This window comes from Peribacillus sp. NPDC096447 (genome assembly GCF_044762725.1).
GTDB lineage: Bacteria > Bacillota > Bacilli > Bacillales > DSM-1321 > Peribacillus.
On record NZ_JBIWEV010000001.1, the window covers coordinates 145,104 to 161,578 of the forward strand.

The window sequence follows — 16,475 nt, forward strand, 5'->3', positions numbered from 1 at the left end:
TTTCCAGCTCCTTATCCATTCACCATTCATGCAGAACAGCTTACAATTTTCATACCTTTTTTTCGTCATACCCTTTATAATATATTGTAAGCATTTGAATCATTCTTTTTAATTATAGTTCCCATATCAGCCTGAAATTCTCATGTTTCAATCTTATTTTATATGAAACGTTTTTTATAAAGGCATATTGACAGTTAAACTCGAGGAGGAGCATATATTGATCGAAGTGTATATTGATGGTGCCAGTGCGGGCAATCCCGGGCCGAGCGGCGCAGGTGTTTTCATAAATAATAACGGTGTGGTCGAGAGGCATTCATTTCCGCTTGGAAATATGGAAAACCATGAAGCGGAGTACCATGCTTTAATCAAAGCATTGGAAATTTGTGTAGCCAATAAGTATCAAATCGTTTCTTTCCGTACTGACTCCCAAGCCATCAACCAGGCCATTGAAAAAAGATTTGCAAAAAATAAGTATGCGATATTGCTGGAACGGGCGCTAAAGCTTTCCGACGAGCTTGAATTATTTTTCATGAAATGGATTCCAAACCTCGAAAACAAGTCCGCGGATGAATTGGCAAGACGGGCCATTCGCATGAATAAGGCTGAGGAAATTCATGAACAAGACAGCTGATTTTTCGTTATTATTCGTTGTATTCATCTGGGGCGTCACTTTTGTCATGGTTCAAAATGCCCTATCATTTCTTGACCCATTCACGTTTAATGCCGTCCGTTTCTTCATGGCCTTCGTTTTCTTGCTCATTCCTTATATATCGACTTTACACAAAAAGGGGAAAACTTGGAATAAGGACCTCATTATAGCCGGGTTTCATATTGGGGTTTGGCTTTTTCTGGGATATGGGCTTCAAACGATCGGATTGAATTATACGACTCCTGCGAAGACAGGCTTCATAACAGGATTAAGTGTCGTCATGGTACCTGTTTTTTCCTTGCTGCTTTTAAAACATCGGCTTTCCCGCAATACAATGATCGGTGTCGCAGCGGCAACCATTGGGCTTTATCTAATGACTTTCGCTGACCGCTCCAATTTGAATATCGGTGATTTACTGGTATTTTTATGCGCAATCAGTTTTGCCATGCAGATCATTACTACCGCTAGATATGCCAAGACCCTACCCGCTTTACCGTTGACGCTGATTCAGGTTTCGACCGTATCTTTATTATCATTTGTTTCAGCCTTCATTTTCAACGAGAATCATTCCGTCATCTTCAGCTCAGAGGTCATGTTAAAGAAGGATGTATGGACTGCTTTATTGGTTACTGCAGCCCTTGCCACGGCGTTCGCCTTTTTCGCTCAAACCTTCTTCCAAGCCTATACGACACCTACAAGAGTGGCGCTGATCTTTTCGATGGAACCTGTTTTTGCTGCGTTATCCTCATACATATTGATAGGGGAAAAATTGACTACCGCCTCCATCATCGGCTGCGCATTCATTTTCCTGGGAATGATTTTCGCTGAACTGCCTGTTAAGAAAAAGAAACCGGTGACACAGGAGCTTTCTTAAAAAGCCCAATAAAATAAATCGGACTTCTAAGTTATGAAGTCCGATTTATTTTAGCAGCCCCTGTTCTTTTGCAAACGATACCGCTGCACTACGCGTTTCAATGCCATTTTGTTTTAAGTTTTCCAAAAAAGAGATATAAAAGCTGCCATCAAAATTCTTTTGTACCTTCAATGTCAATTCTATTGCTGCATTGACTAAAATATCACTTGCATCCGTGTAGCGCTTACCAAAATAAATAAAACCAATAGCGTCATTACCAAAAGTGAAACCTTTACCCTCTAAAAAACTAACATACTCTTCAGTTGATTTCGCCACTTCTGCATCCACTCCATACTTCATGCCTTATTTTCATCTTACCGTATATCAAAGATTTTGACTATCCATTTTTCGACAAAAAAATCATCGTACAAAATAAAGGAGCTCCCATTGGGAAGCTCCGCTTGTTTGATTAGATCATTCGCAGTAAAGCCCTGAATTCATGATCCCTAGCCAGATTTTTGACCTTCTCGCGATCATACTGATAGACCGCATCGTCCAAAGAACATGAAATTGGTACATCACATTTTATTTCTGCTAGCTTTCTGGATAAATGAAGCATATCGACGGCGGATTCAATTTTAGCCCTCTGCCCATTCGTCAATGAAGCAACATTTTCAAGAATCCCTTCGATACTTTGATACTGAATCAATAATTTCAACGCTGTCTTTTCCCCTATTCCTTTAACTCCGGGATAGTTATCAGCTGTATCACCCATTAAAGCTTTTAAATCGATCATTTGTCTTGGTGTGATCCCTTTCCATTCAAAAAAGCTATCGGGATTGTGCACCTCATAGTTACCATACCCTTTTTTTAACAAAAGTACGGAAATGTTTTCATCTATTAACTGAAGCATATCTTGATCGCCAGTCAATATACCCACCCGGCTATGTTGGGCAGATGCCTTGGCAATTGTCCCGATACAGTCATCCGCCTCATATCCAGAGAGCCCTATGTTAGGGATATCAAATGCTTCAACCGCTTTTTTCGCCAGGTCGAATTGAGGAATCATTTCGACTGGAGCTTCTGATCGATTAGCCTTGTATCCATCAAATAATTCATTTCTGAAGGTCTTGCTGCCCATATCCCAACAAACCGCTACATGACTGGGTGAAAAGTGATTCACAGCCGTCATCATATGCTTCAAAAAACCTTGAACGGCATTGGTTGGTATGCCTTTCGAGTTAATCATGAATTGACCAGTAACAGCCGTTGCATAAAAAGCTCTAAATAAAAGCGCCATCCCATCGACAAGCATAAAGGAAGGGTGCTGCTCGTTTTCTTTCAATAACACATTATCACCTCTATCATGATGTACTTCCATTTTAACATAACCGTCCCCTTTTTTAAGGATCGTTTAATTGGAAAAATTATTATTCAATTGGATTATCATCATAGGAGATCCAGTCACTGAAACTGCCAATATAAATCTTCACATCTTTATAGCCCGCTTCTTTCAGGGCGATATAATTTGGTGATGCCGTTACACCTGAACCGCAGTACACAATGATTTCCTTATCAATGCCGATGCCTGTGAAATTCGACTGAAGATCTTCCTTCTTTTTAAAATAGCCATTATCCAGAACGTTCGTCCACACCTTATTTAGAGCACCAGGTATATGGCCGGCTTTTTTATCAATCGGCTCCTCTATCCCGTCGTAGCGTTTAGATTCCCTTGAATCGATTAAAATGACATCGTCTGGCCTATTCATTGTGTAATCCTTTACTATTTGAAAAGAAGCAAAAACGGACTCATTTAAATCGATATGATATTCTGCTGGCACATAATTCGTTTGATTCGAGTCAATGGGATAGCCCGCATCCCTCCAGGCGCGATATCCCCCGTTAAGAACAAAAACTTTCCGATGCCCAAGGTAGCTCAGCAGCCACGCAAACCTGGAAGCAAAAGAACCTTCGCCGCCATCATAAGCAATAAGTACAGTATCATTGGTGATTCCATTTGATTCCAGTTTACCTTTAATGGTTTCCAGGTCAGGAAGAGGATGTCTTCCGCCATGTTCTTTAACCTGACCCGATAAGTCCTTTTCTAGATCGAAATAAACAGCGCCGGAAATATGGTCTTTTTTGTATGCCTTATACCCTGCATCAGGAGTGCCTAGCTGAAAGCGGCAGTCACAAATTCTGATATCATTGGAATTCAACAACGGCAACAGCTCTTCTTTTTCTATTATAAAACTCATCAGTATAACCCCCTACTTTAAAATGGCCCAAATTAATTCATTAAGCTCCGTTTCCATGCTCTTCCCTTGATGTAGCCTAGTTATCTCATTCTTTAAGGAAAGTGATTTCCCTTCTAATAGCGAAAGATTCATTTCACTTTCATTGTTGCTTATACATTCTTCCATTTGTTTTGCCTTGAATATCCGGGTCATCCCGGTTTTCAATTCTTGATCAATTGAAACCAAATCAAGTAATTCCCATACCGATAAAGGTGGCAGCGAACCCCGTTGGATGATATATTCCAAGATTAAATATGAACGGCATACTTGTACCCATATTTTTAGTTCTTTTCTTTTGGATTCCCTTGTTTTTGTCAATTGTTGAAGATTGTCGCTCATCATCCGATAATAATGATGCCCAAGTGCCTTTTTGGAATAGCAATCCGCTATCAAACCATTCATCTTCCTATAATAATCCGGATGCATAATCAACTTGATTTGCGACTGAAATAATTCAAATAGAGCAGGATTACTCTTTAAGGTAAGACGTGATGATTTAAAAAGATCCCAGCCTTCCATGTCAAATTGGCCTTCTTTCATTTGAATGACTTCAACTGGCTGACTTAAGCTGAGGTATGATCGCTTATCATTATGAACATATATAAATCGAACATCATAATCAGATTGGCCGGATGATAAACCAAAAGAATGGCTGCCAGTAACAGCAGCCATCAAAATGGTCATATCGTCTTTCTTTTCCAGGTATCTCAATCTTGAAATAAGGTTTTCTTTCATGAATGAACCTCGTTTCTATTTCGAATGCATTTTTGCCAATTCAGCGACAGCATTTTCATAATACGGTAAATCGACCGTTTCCTCCAATGCTGCACGTAAGCCTGCAAAGATATCCGATATTTCCGTCTTAAACTCTTTTTGAATCGCGAGTAACTCTTGATCGAGGACTTCATTATACATTTCAAAAATCCGCTCACCCTGTTCTTTAACATATATAAGGGCAGGTTCATCCAAACGCTTCTGAAGCCCTTCGCTCATTTTCGCTTTCTCATTTTTTTCAAAGAAAGATTTTGGATTTTTAAATAATGCCAATTCCTTTTTGAATTCCCCCGTATCCAATTGGGCAAAAGCTCCTGTAAATTCAATGGACTCCCTCTCATTAGGTTCATATGGCTGCAATGAAAGGGTTCTTCTTACTTTTTGCATTTGCAAAAGCAAACTGCTTTGTTTCTCATTCAGTAATTTATTTACGAACATTTCCGTCCTTAATGCCGTTGCCCGCATTTCCTGGGCGAGGTCAAAGCCTAACGCATCCAACAAGTTCTTCATCGATTGCTTGAGGGCAATTTTCAGATCGCCTCCATCATCTTTTAAAACAGCCGGATTGAACGATTCTTTGAAGAAATCATTAAACCGGAAGAAGACTCGTTGTTTACTATAGAAAGTCAATTCGTCGACTTCTTTTTTCAAACGTTGCCTTTCCGCATCCCCTTTAATGACTGAGAGGAGTTCCGAAATGGACTGTGCCTCTTTAGAAAGGGTCTCCAGGGCATTTCGTTTCGCTTTCTCATCCTGCCTTGAAGCTGTAATTACATCTCTTAGCAGTTCTTCCGTTCTTTTTACAGCCGCTTGAGCCGATTCAATTGCAAGCCCAGTTAAATCGTTTTCTATGAAAGAATCGAATTGGCCTTGGAATTCCGAGATTCCGCTATTAGGAAGGAACGAATGCTTAAATGAACCAGGCGTTTGTTTTTCCATCAACGCTCCCTTACTCGTAAGCGGGAACAGTTTTGGAAAACGGATTCCGAAACCATTCAATTGATCTGTGACATAATCCATCACTTCGTCCAATTCGTCAGTGGTTTGTGCCAGATCGACGGCATTGACAATGAAAAACATCTTATCCATAGCGAATGAATCTTTCACACGTCCAAGTTGTATCAAGAACTCCCTGTCCGCCCGTGAGAATGGGTGATTATAATAGGTCACAAAAAGAATGGCATCCGAATTCTTAATATATTCGAAAGCTGCTCCTGTATGTCGTGCATTTATCGAATCCGCCCCAGGCGTGTCAACAAGGACCATCCCCTGCTTAGTCATTTCACAGTCATAACGCAATTCAATCAGATCAACAAGACATGACTTGGACTCTTCTGCAGCAAAACGTTTAAATCCTTCAAGATCTACCGTAACCACATTTCCTAGATCATTTTGGTACTCAGGCAGCCCTTGATGAAAAGCCCTTAGAAAAGATAAATGAGTCTTCCCCTTATCGACTTCTCCCGCCTTCGCAATGATTTGCCCTGCTAGTTGGAGGGCTTCATCTAGAGTCTTTGCCGATTTATCAAAAGCTGCCAAGGCCAGGCTTACATCTTCCAGCAGCATCGCTTCGGTCTTTAATTTGACGGTTGCCGTTCCATGTGGATGCTCAGCGTCCGAAGACATGATTTTGTTGATTGCCGCAGTTGTCGGATTTGGTGAAACAGGAAGGACGCTTTCTCCCATCAACGCATTGGCGAAGGAAGATTTGCCCGCACTGAATGCACCGAAGAGGGCAACCGTGAACGTCTGCTGTTCCAAGCGATTTGCCTTCTCTTTCAATTCCTTATAAAGTGATTGAAATCCTCTCAAAGGTTGGATAAGCTTGGCCGCCTGTTGTAAACTCGCTGCAGTCTCCATCAGCTTTTCTTTTCCGCGTAAATCAGCAGCATCAGATGAAGAAACTGTCACGGAAGGTACAGCTTCCTTGTTTTCTTTATCATGATTACTTTCAGGTTGTTCGTTGACGTACCTTGAATTACTTCCTTTATCGGTTTTCATGATTTCGACTGTAATATTCTTTTCCTCTTCATTCCATTGAGTTAAAAGCATATCAATATCGCGTTCATCGACTAATGATTCAGTTTGATTTGCAATGGCCTCTAAACGCTCCGTTTGGTAAACGATTTCCGCGTTCATCGCAGCAGTAACTTTAAGGGCTTCCGCAAATTCAGAATAACCTTCTAGCTCCTTATCGATGGATATGGACTGCTGTTCCACTATTCCTTCCATAACGGTAACCATTTCATTCAAAAATCCTTCAGATACATCACGTGCTTTCTTTTTGATGGCTGATGCCAAATCATTCGTATAGTTTAAAACGTATTCACCCGTAATATCGACTTGAGGCCTCAAAGAATTTTTTATGTAAGATTCCGTTACCTCGATCTGAAGTGCCTGAGCCTTACCTTCAAGTGTTGAATCATGGATCTCCGCTTGATTAAGCATTTTAACGGCTAATTCTTTAAGATGCCATTCAAGCTGGGTTTTCACCTTTTCTTGTAAATCGTTCAAGAACGCCTTGATACGTGCCTCACGTTCGGCATCCGTTTTTTTCTTGGCAAATAATAATCCCATTTTAAAGTCAGGCTGAGCGGATTCCAAGAAAGATTTACCTAGGTCCCGTGTTGCCGCGGGCATGATGTACGCACCTTTCAAAATCGTTTCTAATGCATCAGCATATTGGACCTTGATGTCCTCTATGCGTCCCGTTAATGATTTTTTTTCTTTCAATAGGCTGTCCACTTGATTCGTCAGGTGTACTCGTTCTTCATGAGGAAGTTCTGACAATACTTCAAAATCATCGGCATGGTCCTCTTCATACTGCTCCTTCAGCCAATTAAGATGCCTTTCGACAAGGGCATTAGCCGATTGCATGATGGCATCTTTCCCATCATTTAAACCTTTGCCAGCCATTTCATATATGAATTGCTTGACCACTTCTATTTCATTTTCACTATTGTTCAAGTCTCTTACGGAAGTATAAAAAATCCCATCAGGATAAACATTCCAGTTTGCAAATGCTTCAGAAACGGAAAGCTTGAAGTCTTGAAAGCTAAGCTCGTTCTCATCATGCTTATCAATCATATTGATAATTAAGTATGTCGGTTTTTCAGCCTCTAACAATTCTTTCGTGAATAGGAAGTTCACCTCTGATTGGACGTGATTGTAGTCCATGACATAGAAGACGACATCAGCTAGATGCAAAGCAGATTCCGTAGAAACTCTATGTGCATCATCTGTTGAATCAATTCCTGGCGTATCCATGATCGCACATGAATCCGGCAGTGAAAAATCATTCGAACTTATCGTTATTGCCGATACTGAGTCTCCATCCTTGGCAAATTTCTTGACCTCTTTAAAATCATAAGGTGCAGGAAATAATACTGGTGGCTGATGATGGTAAAAGACCTTGGCATAGTCTTCCCCTTTTTGGACTTTTACCGTATTTGCACTCGTTGGAATCGGACTTGAAGGCAGTACTTGATCACCAAGGAAAAAATTGATCATACTGGATTTCCCCGCTGAAAAATGCCCGCAAAAAGCAATGATGAACTCCTCATTATTCACTTTCATGATTAACTGTTTCAGTTTATCGGCATTGCCTGTATCACCTGCCGATTGAAATTTCTCATACATGGCAGTCAAAATCCCCAATTGGGACTGTTGCTTTAATGTTTCTTGAATCATGAATCCATACCCCTTAATCTATCGTCATTTTGATATTCTTATTGTAAACGATTTCGTTTGTTATTCATACCATCAGCTTTATTTTTACTATATGATTCATTACAGTCCATGTTCAAAAAAAAAACCACCGATTGGTGGATTCTGCAGTTTGATTCATATTGGCTTGGAATGAAAAAAAAACCAGGATGTTTACCTGGTTGTAGGGGTGGGGTTAAAAGCAGCTCGGTTTTCAATTGGTGACTCGGTATAAGGTTTTACTGCCTTTTCCGGTTTTTGAATATTATTCAATACATGTTTCATCACAAAACCATATGTAGCGATTGTCAATAAAATGAATACCCAAACCATTACCAACACCATCCTCTTATATTGTTTAGCTTTTAGTTATTAGTTATTAGTTATTAGTTATTTAAACAAAATTATCGAGATCCGAATGAGAATAATTTTCATCTTCATTTAGAATCTTATCACGAACGATAATCATTTTCAATAAGAAATTAATTTTTTTTATTATTTTCCCTTAAAAACCGTAGAATATTCCGTATGTTCCTTTAATGCCTTCTCTTCCAGCGGGATTCTTACCGTCATCATCCAAACATTCAATAAACTAAAGATGATAGCAGTATAATATGCATTGAATAATAAGGAAATAACTAAAATCTCAGTTGCGACTATGATATAGTTCGGATGTTTGAAATATTTATAAGGACCTTTAATGACTACATCGGCATCAGGAACCACTATGATTTTTGTATTCCAATGTTTTCCCAATGAACGGATTGCCCAAATCCTGCCTGACTGCGCAATTAGAAAAAGGGTCAGCCAAATTGGCCAAAGTCCTGACATATTCCTTTCAAGCACGACCACTTCAATAATGAGAACAATAAAAAAACTAAGATGCATTAGAACCATCCATCTGTAATGGGACTCACCGTATTCCACTGCTCCTGCAGCTTTCAGCTGTTTTTCATTTTGTTTGGCGATATATAATTCACCCAGGCGCTGTATAGCGATCAAGATAATGAAAATGGCAAAGATCATCACTTCCACCTCATTAACACAAGTTCAGATGAAAACCCAGGCCCTAATGCAGCAGCCAAGCCCACCTCACCTTTATTCCCGCCCCGCTGCATAAACCTCTCCAAGACGTACAAAATAGTTGCTGAGGACATATTTCCAAATTCCCTCAATACGCTCATTGACTCTGCCGTCATGCTTTCATCGAATCCGAGGGCTTCGTGATAAGAATCGATTACTTTTTTGCCTCCAGGATGAGCGATGAAATCTTTTATGTCACTTAGATCAAATCCATTCTCCATTAAGAACTCTTGAACATTCGGTTTAAGCCAATCCTTGATGATTGTAGGGATATCCTTCGAAAAAATGACGTATAATCCTTGATTTTTAACATCCCAACCCATTACATCCAATGAATTCGGCATAAGCGTAGATTGAGAATCCAAAAATTGCAAATGTCTTACTTTTTTTGAAAACTGTTCATTCGGCACTTCATCACCGCAAACCAAAATACAGCTTACTCCATCAGAAAATAAGGAAGTTCCAATTAAATTACTTTTGGAGATATCGTTCCTTTGAAATGTCAGACTGCATAACTCCACACTTAAAACAATGACCTTCGCCGTCGGGTATGCTTGGCAATATTCAAAAGCACGTGATAGGCCACTCGCTCCCCCTGCACAGCCAAGCCCCCAAATCGGAATCCTTTTAGTATGCGGGTTAAATGGAATTTCATTCATTATCCTGGCATCAATGGTCGGGGTAGCAATCCCCGTGCTTGAAATAAAGAAGAAAGCATCTAGCTCGTTTGCCTGCAGTTCTTCTTTTAAAAATTCTCTGTTGGCTAAGCATTTTTCTATAGCTTCTTTCCCAAACTTGACTGCCTGTTCAATATATAAATCATTACGATCGGCAAAAGAATGATCCTCTTTAAACCAATCAAGATCATTTGAAAAATATCGATTTTCCACTTGCCCATTCTTAAAGGCTTTTAGTAACCGTTCTATATTTTTAAATGATGCTCCAAATATTTCTCTCGAAAATTCCATGATCTTTTCCTGTGAGAGTAAATATGGCAGCTTTATATGTGATGCAGATAATAAATATGGCATGATTCCACCCCTGATTATTCATGATATGGTTAATATACCCACCAGGATATCAATTATGCTTTATAGCTAAATGGTTATATTTATCGGGATTTTATAATATTTTTTCTTTTTTTCTTAAAAAATAAGTAAAAAAGACTATAAATTTGATAAATATAGAGAACATAACCAGACAAGTGGAGGAACGAGTGGAAATCAACACTATAATCACAAAATTGTTAAATGGAACCATCCTGGCCGTTAAGTCCGTTATTCCTTTCACTTTGGACATTCAAAAGCCTTACCTCATAAGACAGCCTTTCGAACAGGAATCCATTAGCGTCCTTATTGACATGGCAGGGGATATCCGTGGGAGAATAATGATTGAGGGGATTAACGGATGCATGAGTAATATAGGTGAAAGCATGTTTGGCATGCCGTTAGAAGGTGAAATGCTTGAATCTTTTGCAGCAGCATTCGGTAACATGCTTGCCGGTAATATTGCCACCTCTTTAGCAGGAGAGCATGGATACTGCCTACCGTCATTGTGGACAATACCAAAATGTATGGGTTTCATGAAGCAATCCATTTACCCATTTCATTGGAAGGCGTAGGAACTCTTCAGATCATCTTAATGATCGAAATTTAATCACGAAACAATAAAACCCCCTTACCTATAATCGGTAAGGGGGCACTTTCATTCTTCCTTCTTTACTGAAGATTGATTTTGCACTTGTATAATGATATTTTGAAACTCCTCTTTTCCACACACACTGCACCTATACTCCTGGCTTAGAATGGTCCGACAATGAATACAATATTTTTTCTCCATCCCTATCACTACTTTCCTGAACATATACTATCAATATATTCAAAAAGTGAAGAGAGTTTCCTTTTATCTGACAAAACGCCAATTTCATTATCAATAATATTATTCGGCCTAAATGAAAAAATGCCCAAAATCCTCATCACCTGAGAAATTTGGGCATTTAATGGGTGAATCTATCAAGTTTACCGAAACTATTTTTAATCAGGCTACATTTTGCCCTTCAATACGCGATTCCTTCACTTTGCCTTTTGTAGGGACGATGTTAAAGACGATATTCAAGAAAATGGCTGTCAAACTTCCGGCTACAATACCGTTTTCCGTTAAGATTTGAAAGCTTTCCGGAATTTGCGCAAATAACTCAGGAACGACCGTCACTCCAAGTCCCATACCTACTGAACAAGCGATGATCAATAAATTTTCTTGAGAGGCAAAATCCACTTTGCTCAACATCTTAATTCCAGCGGCAATTACCATCCCGAACATCGCAACCATTGCACCGCCAAGCACGGATGAAGGGATAATTGTCGTGAATGCACCAATTTTCGGAACAAAACCGATGAAAATGAGAATGCCGGCTGTTGTGTATATGACATTTCTTGTTTTAATGCCTGACAATTGAATCAAGCCGACATTTTGTGAAAAAGCTGTATACGGAAACGCATTGAACAAACCGCCAATCATGATGGCAAGTCCTTCAGAACGATATCCGCGAGCTAGATCGTCTTCTGAAATCTCTTTGTCCGTGATTTCACCAAGGGCATAATAAACACCAGTCGATTCCACCAAGCTGACGATCGCCACCAATGTCATTGTAATGATTGCCGTGACGTTAAATGTCGGAGTTCCAAAGTAGAAAAAATGTGGCATATGCAGCCAATTGGCACTGACCACTGAGCTAAAATCGACTTTTCCAAGGAAGGAAGCCGCAAAGGTTCCGACTAACAGCCCCAATAAAATAGAAATGGAGCGTACGAATCCCGTCGAGAATTTATACATGAATATGATGAATAACAAAGTTCCAAAACCAAGAGCTACATTATTCAAGTCTCCGAAATCAGCAGCTCCCTGGCCTCCACCAAGGTTGTTGATGGCAACAGGAATAAGCGTAATGCCAATAATCAATACGACCGATCCAGTGACAATGGGCGGGAAGAACCTTGCCAGTTTTCCGAAGAACTTACTAATGATAATGACGATCAATCCCGACGCCAAAATAGATCCATAAATGGAGTTGATTCCATATTGCGTACCAATTGCAATCATCGGGCTAACTGCTGTAAATGTGCAGCCTAGGACGACCGGAAGCCCAATTCCAAAGAATTTATTTTTCCACACTTGCAATAAAGTCGCTATCCCGCACATCAAAATGTCTATCGAAACTAAATAAGTTAACTGCGCTGCAGTCAATCCCAGCGCCCCACCGACAATCAATGGAATGACGACTGCACCGGCATACATGGCGAGAACATGTTGTAATCCTAACGAAGCAACTTTTAATGGTGATTGATTAGACATTGACGGCTGCTCCTTCCTTTTCCTCAGCGAACGTTATCTCACCGAATTTCAACTCAGCAATTCGTGCAAGTGATTCCACTTGGAAACCTTGTTCCCTAAGATCCTTACCACCACTTTGAAATGCTTTTTCAATCACGATCCCAATTCCGGCCACTTCTGCTCCAACCTGCTTACAGATTTCCACCAAGCCCCTGGCTGCCTGTCCGACCGCAAGGAAGTCATCGATGATCAAGACCTTATCTCCAGCTTCAATATATTTATTGGAAACCGTAATGGTATTCGTTTCTTTTTTTGTAAAGGAATGAACGGACGCCGTCACTAAATCATTTGTTAAAGTAAGTGATTTACGTTTACGGGCAAAAATAAGCGGAACTTCCAATTCCAAAGCAGCCATCAAACCAGGACCAATGCCTGATGATTCAATTGTCAGCACTTTCGTGATTTCCTTGTTTTCGAAACGTTTAACGAATTCTTTACCAATTTCTTTCATTAGCATAGGATCCATTTGATGATTTAAGAATGAATCTACTTTTAAAATATCTTCTGATAAAGCTTGACCCTCGGACAAGATTTTTTCCTTTAAAAGTTGCATGAAGGTTCCTCCCAATCTTGGATGTTTATTGATCCATAAACCACACTATTATTTCCCGGCATATAAAAAAGCCCAAGAAACATTGCGGCACTTTTTTGGAGTGAAGCAATACTTCTTGGGCATGAATGAAAAATGAATCAGCAAAAGCCTTCATTTACGCAACAAGATCTATTACTCACCCATAGTCGAATTATTTACGGTAATCCGGTAGAAACTTGCAGGCCTTATCCCTGCTATTATACGAGTGAAACATTATATTTTATTAATATATGAATTATACCAACGCTGGCTCTTTTTGAAAAGTAATTTTCCATAAAAAACCGAACTTTAAATTAAAAAAATAAATTATTATTCGTATTATTAGAAAATTGCGAAATCACCAAACCTAAATAACTTGGATTTCCTATCAAAAAAACATCATATTCCATTTTACTGGTATTATACCATGCGTTTTTGTAGCGACCCATAAAAAAGAAGAAGGGCTTGAGATTTAATCCAAGTCCTTCTTCTTTTTTATGGTTTGTCAATTTGACCGTTGATTTCCTCTTCAGGCACTCGCTTTCCGCGGGCGGTCCGGGAGCCTCCTCGGCGCCTGCGTCTGCGGGGTCTCCCCTGGACTCGCTTTTCCCGCAGGAGTCTCGCACACCCGCTCCAATCAACTTTGTTTTACCTTTTAGATAATAAATTAATAAAACTTGAGGGGATGAGGATGCTTTCTAAACATGATTCTATTCAGCGAGATCCACTGGAAATGATTACTTTAAATAACTGGTCCCAGCGAACCATTTGGTTCATAAAATTGAGGCTGCCATTGACTTCTTTTTCATTTATGATTTGGTGAAAGATATGTATTCAGAGGTAGGCGCCCAAGTATTGATCCAGTTATATTAGTTAAACTGACTTTCATTCAATATATCTTCGGAATTCGTTCCATGCGTAAAACAATTGAAGAAGTTGAAACAAATATGGCTTACCGTTGGTTATTAGGCAATGGATTCTATGAGTGCCTCATTTCTCAACATTCGGGAAGAATTATGAACGACGCTTTAAAGATACAGACCTGTTTGAACAGATTTTTTATCGTATCTTGATGACAGCTGTGAAAGAAAGTTATTAAGAGCACGTATTCGTCGATTCCACACATGTGAAAGCTAGCGCGAATAAGCAGAAATTTAAAAAGAAAATCGTTCTTAAGGAAACACGAGTGTATCAAGGACGCCTTCAAGATAAAATAAATCAAGATCGGACAAACCTTGGGAAGAAGCTTTTTCCACCTGAAAAAATTGATAAGGGAGAAACCAAAGAAATTAAAGAAAGTACAACTGATTCTGAGAGTGACTACTATGAGAAAGATGAACGAATAAAACAGTTTGCATTTCACGCGGCTGCAGACCGCATCGATTTTGTGTTGGGATACGATTGTAACACCTGGGAATACAGCTAACAGTCATATCTTTGAGCCACTGAGCCCTAATCTCATAACTTTAAGCGGAAATTTAAATGGAATTTAAAAAGGGGTCCGGAATTTTTTAATTCCGAACCCTCACAAACTGAGAAGGCCTTGAGATTTAATCCAAGTCCTTCTTCTTTGATTCATTTGATTTTATAAACTTCTTTATATTTATTTTCAAGATACTTTATTAAATACTGAACATTCAGGCCTTCCCCTGTCGTTTCTTTCAAAATCTCCAGAGGCTTTTTTGTTTTTCCGTATTTATGTATTTTTTCATTAAGCCATTTCCTGATTGGTTCAATATCACCCGCTTCCAATAGTTCATCAAAATCAGGCAAATCTTTAAGCATCGATTGCTTGATTTGGGCTGCATACATATATCCCAATGCATAAGAAGGGAAATAACCAAAGCTGCCATCTGCCCAGTGTACATCTTGCAACACGCCCATTGCATCATTTTCAGGCACAATTCCCAAATAATCCTTGTATTTTTCATTCCAGACTTCCGGTAAATCCTTCACTTCAAGTTCCCCATTAAAGAGGGCCTTTTCCAGTTCATACCGAATCATAATATGTAGAGGATACGTAAGTTCATCTGCGTCAATACGGATGAACGATGGTTTTGATTCGTTAATGCCCCGGTAAAATTCATCCAGCGTCACATCTTGGAATTGTTCGGGAGCATATTCTTTTAATAAGGAAAATTTATTTTTCCAAAAGCTATGGTTCCGTCCAATGAAGTTTTCGAAAAACAAAGATTGTGATTCATGGATCCCCATTGATGTCCCGCTATCGAGAAGTGTTCCGGTTAACTCTTCGGCGATATTCTGCTCATAAATGGCATGTCCACATTCATGAATGGTACCAAAGATTGCCCCCCTAAAATCATTTTCATCGTATCGGGTCGTCACCCGGACATCACCCCTATTTATTCTAATTTCAAAAGGGTGAACTGTTTCATCAAGCCTGCCAGCCTTGAAATCGTATCCTAGCTGTTTTAAAATCTCCAAGTTGAGTTGATGCTGTTTTTCTTTTGGAAATTCTTTATATAGGAACGCTGTTTCCGGTCTATGTTCGCTTTTTGCAATCTGTTTTACCAAGGGAACGATCCTCGACCGAAGCTCACTGAATACGCCATCGAGTATATCCACAGTCATGCCTGGTTCATATATGTCTAAAAGGGTATTATATTTCGTCCCTTCATATCCCCAGTACTCTACGAACCTGCGGGTATATGCTACAATTTGCTCCAGATAAGGTTGAAATAAAGAAAAATCAGCTTTTTCCCTTGCCTCTTCCCATGCACTTTCAGAACGCGATTGTAAAATGACGAATTCCTTATATTCGTTCGCAGGAATTTTCTTATTCCTTTCAAACTCTTTTTTACACTCTTGTACCATTTTATTCGTCGATTCACTAAGAATGGCTTTATCCATCGAAAGTTCTGCAATGAAGGATTCCATTTCCTTACTTGTGCTCATATTAAACACTTCGGAGGAAAGCATACCGATAACTTCGGAACGCTGCTCAACTCCCTTTTTAGGTGCACCTGTACGCAAATCCCAAAAAATTAACGCGAGAGCTTCATTATAAGCCGAGATTTTCTTTACATATTCTTTAAACTCTTTTTCTATCAGATCTATACCCTTTTTTTTCATATTCACTGCTCCTTCCAACTACACTTTACCATATTATACAAAAGTCTTTCATATCAGAAC

The 16,475-nt window shown here is 39.4% G+C and carries 15 protein-coding genes, 1 pseudogene and 1 riboswitch; of the genes and pseudogenes, 4 read left to right on the forward strand and 12 right to left on the reverse strand.

Annotated features, from left to right (window positions below; genetic code table 11):
• The first annotated feature begins 217 nt into the window (after window positions 1-217).
• A complete protein-coding gene (locus ACIQZD_RS00710; protein WP_230176921.1) occupies window positions 218-631 on the forward strand; it encodes a reverse transcriptase-like protein in 414 nt (137 codons plus the stop codon).
• Complete coding sequence (locus tag ACIQZD_RS00715) at window positions 615-1,523, forward strand: DMT family transporter (protein ID WP_402897290.1); 909 nt, start codon at window positions 615-617, stop codon at window positions 1,521-1,523. Before ACIQZD_RS00710 ends, ACIQZD_RS00715 begins: the two co-directional genes overlap by 17 nt.
• Before the next feature lie 45 nt (window positions 1,524-1,568).
• Here ACIQZD_RS00715 and ACIQZD_RS00720 read toward each other — a convergent pair whose 3' ends face one another.
• The 8 genes from ACIQZD_RS00720 to ACIQZD_RS00755 form a co-directional block, all read right to left on the reverse strand.
• Window positions 1,569-1,862, reverse strand: a complete 294-nt coding sequence (locus ACIQZD_RS00720; protein ID WP_048688421.1) for a DUF6123 family protein — start codon at window positions 1,860-1,862, stop codon at window positions 1,569-1,571.
• A gap of 109 nt (window positions 1,863-1,971) precedes the next feature.
• Window positions 1,972-2,883 (reverse strand): 5'-3' exonuclease, encoded by a 912-nt coding sequence (locus ACIQZD_RS00725; RefSeq protein ID WP_402897292.1) that lies wholly within the window; start codon window positions 2,881-2,883, stop codon window positions 1,972-1,974.
• A 49-nt stretch (window positions 2,884-2,932) separates the two neighbouring features.
• A complete protein-coding gene (locus ACIQZD_RS00730; RefSeq protein ID WP_402897294.1) occupies window positions 2,933-3,760 on the reverse strand; it encodes a sulfurtransferase in 828 nt (275 codons plus the stop codon).
• A gap of 12 nt (window positions 3,761-3,772) precedes the next feature.
• On the reverse strand, window positions 3,773-4,534 hold the full coding sequence (locus tag ACIQZD_RS00735; protein WP_402897296.1) for a nucleotidyltransferase domain-containing protein: 762 nt from the start codon (window positions 4,532-4,534) through the stop codon (window positions 3,773-3,775).
• Window positions 4,535-4,549: 15 nt separating this feature from the next.
• On the reverse strand, window positions 4,550-8,263 hold the full coding sequence (locus tag ACIQZD_RS00740) for a dynamin family protein (RefSeq protein ID WP_402897298.1): 3,714 nt from the start codon (window positions 8,261-8,263) through the stop codon (window positions 4,550-4,552).
• 189 nt (window positions 8,264-8,452) lie between these two features.
• Window positions 8,453-8,617 carry a hypothetical protein gene (locus tag ACIQZD_RS00745; RefSeq protein ID WP_402897300.1) on the reverse strand — a complete coding sequence of 55 codons (165 nt, stop codon included), beginning with the start codon at window positions 8,615-8,617 and terminating at the stop codon, window positions 8,453-8,455.
• Window positions 8,618-8,773: 156 nt separating this feature from the next.
• Window positions 8,774-9,304, reverse strand: coding sequence for an isoprenylcysteine carboxyl methyltransferase family protein (locus tag ACIQZD_RS00750; RefSeq protein ID WP_402897302.1), 531 nt, complete (start codon window positions 9,302-9,304; stop codon window positions 8,774-8,776).
• Complete coding sequence (locus ACIQZD_RS00755; RefSeq protein WP_402897304.1) at window positions 9,304-10,392, reverse strand: type III polyketide synthase; 1,089 nt, start codon at window positions 10,390-10,392, stop codon at window positions 9,304-9,306. The genes ACIQZD_RS00750 and ACIQZD_RS00755 overlap by 1 nt, the downstream gene beginning before the upstream one ends.
• Window positions 10,393-10,577: 185 nt before the next feature.
• Here ACIQZD_RS00755 and ACIQZD_RS00760 point away from each other — a divergent pair, with 185 nt between their 5' ends.
• Entirely contained in the window at window positions 10,578-10,982 is a 405-nt protein-coding gene (locus tag ACIQZD_RS00760) for a chemotaxis protein CheX (RefSeq protein WP_402897306.1), read from the forward strand.
• 416 nt (window positions 10,983-11,398) lie between these two features.
• Here ACIQZD_RS00760 and ACIQZD_RS00765 read toward each other — a convergent pair whose 3' ends face one another.
• The 3 genes from ACIQZD_RS00765 to ACIQZD_RS00775 form a co-directional block, all read right to left on the reverse strand.
• The gene (locus ACIQZD_RS00765; protein WP_402897308.1) at window positions 11,399-12,712 is read right to left on the reverse strand and encodes a nucleobase:cation symporter-2 family protein; all 1,314 of its coding nucleotides are present in this window, start codon (window positions 12,710-12,712) and stop codon (window positions 11,399-11,401) included.
• On the reverse strand, window positions 12,705-13,304 hold the full coding sequence (locus ACIQZD_RS00770) for a xanthine phosphoribosyltransferase (RefSeq protein WP_402897310.1): 600 nt from the start codon (window positions 13,302-13,304) through the stop codon (window positions 12,705-12,707). Before ACIQZD_RS00770 ends, ACIQZD_RS00765 begins: the two co-directional genes overlap by 8 nt.
• A gap of 162 nt (window positions 13,305-13,466) precedes the next feature.
• Window positions 13,467-13,568, reverse strand: a riboswitch (purine riboswitch).
• A 68-nt stretch (window positions 13,569-13,636) separates the two neighbouring features.
• Complete coding sequence (locus ACIQZD_RS00775; protein ID WP_402897312.1) at window positions 13,637-13,963, reverse strand: hypothetical protein; 327 nt, start codon at window positions 13,961-13,963, stop codon at window positions 13,637-13,639.
• Window positions 13,964-14,013: 50 nt separating this feature from the next.
• Between ACIQZD_RS00775 and ACIQZD_RS00780 the strand changes: the two are divergent.
• Window positions 14,014-14,785, forward strand: a pseudogene (locus ACIQZD_RS00780) (transposase); the annotation flags it as partial.
• 112 nt (window positions 14,786-14,897) lie between these two features.
• Here the strand turns inward: ACIQZD_RS00780 and ACIQZD_RS00785 are convergent.
• A complete protein-coding gene (locus ACIQZD_RS00785) occupies window positions 14,898-16,415 on the reverse strand; it encodes a carboxypeptidase M32 (protein ID WP_402897314.1) in 1,518 nt (505 codons plus the stop codon).
• Window positions 16,416-16,475 lie beyond the last annotated feature (60 nt).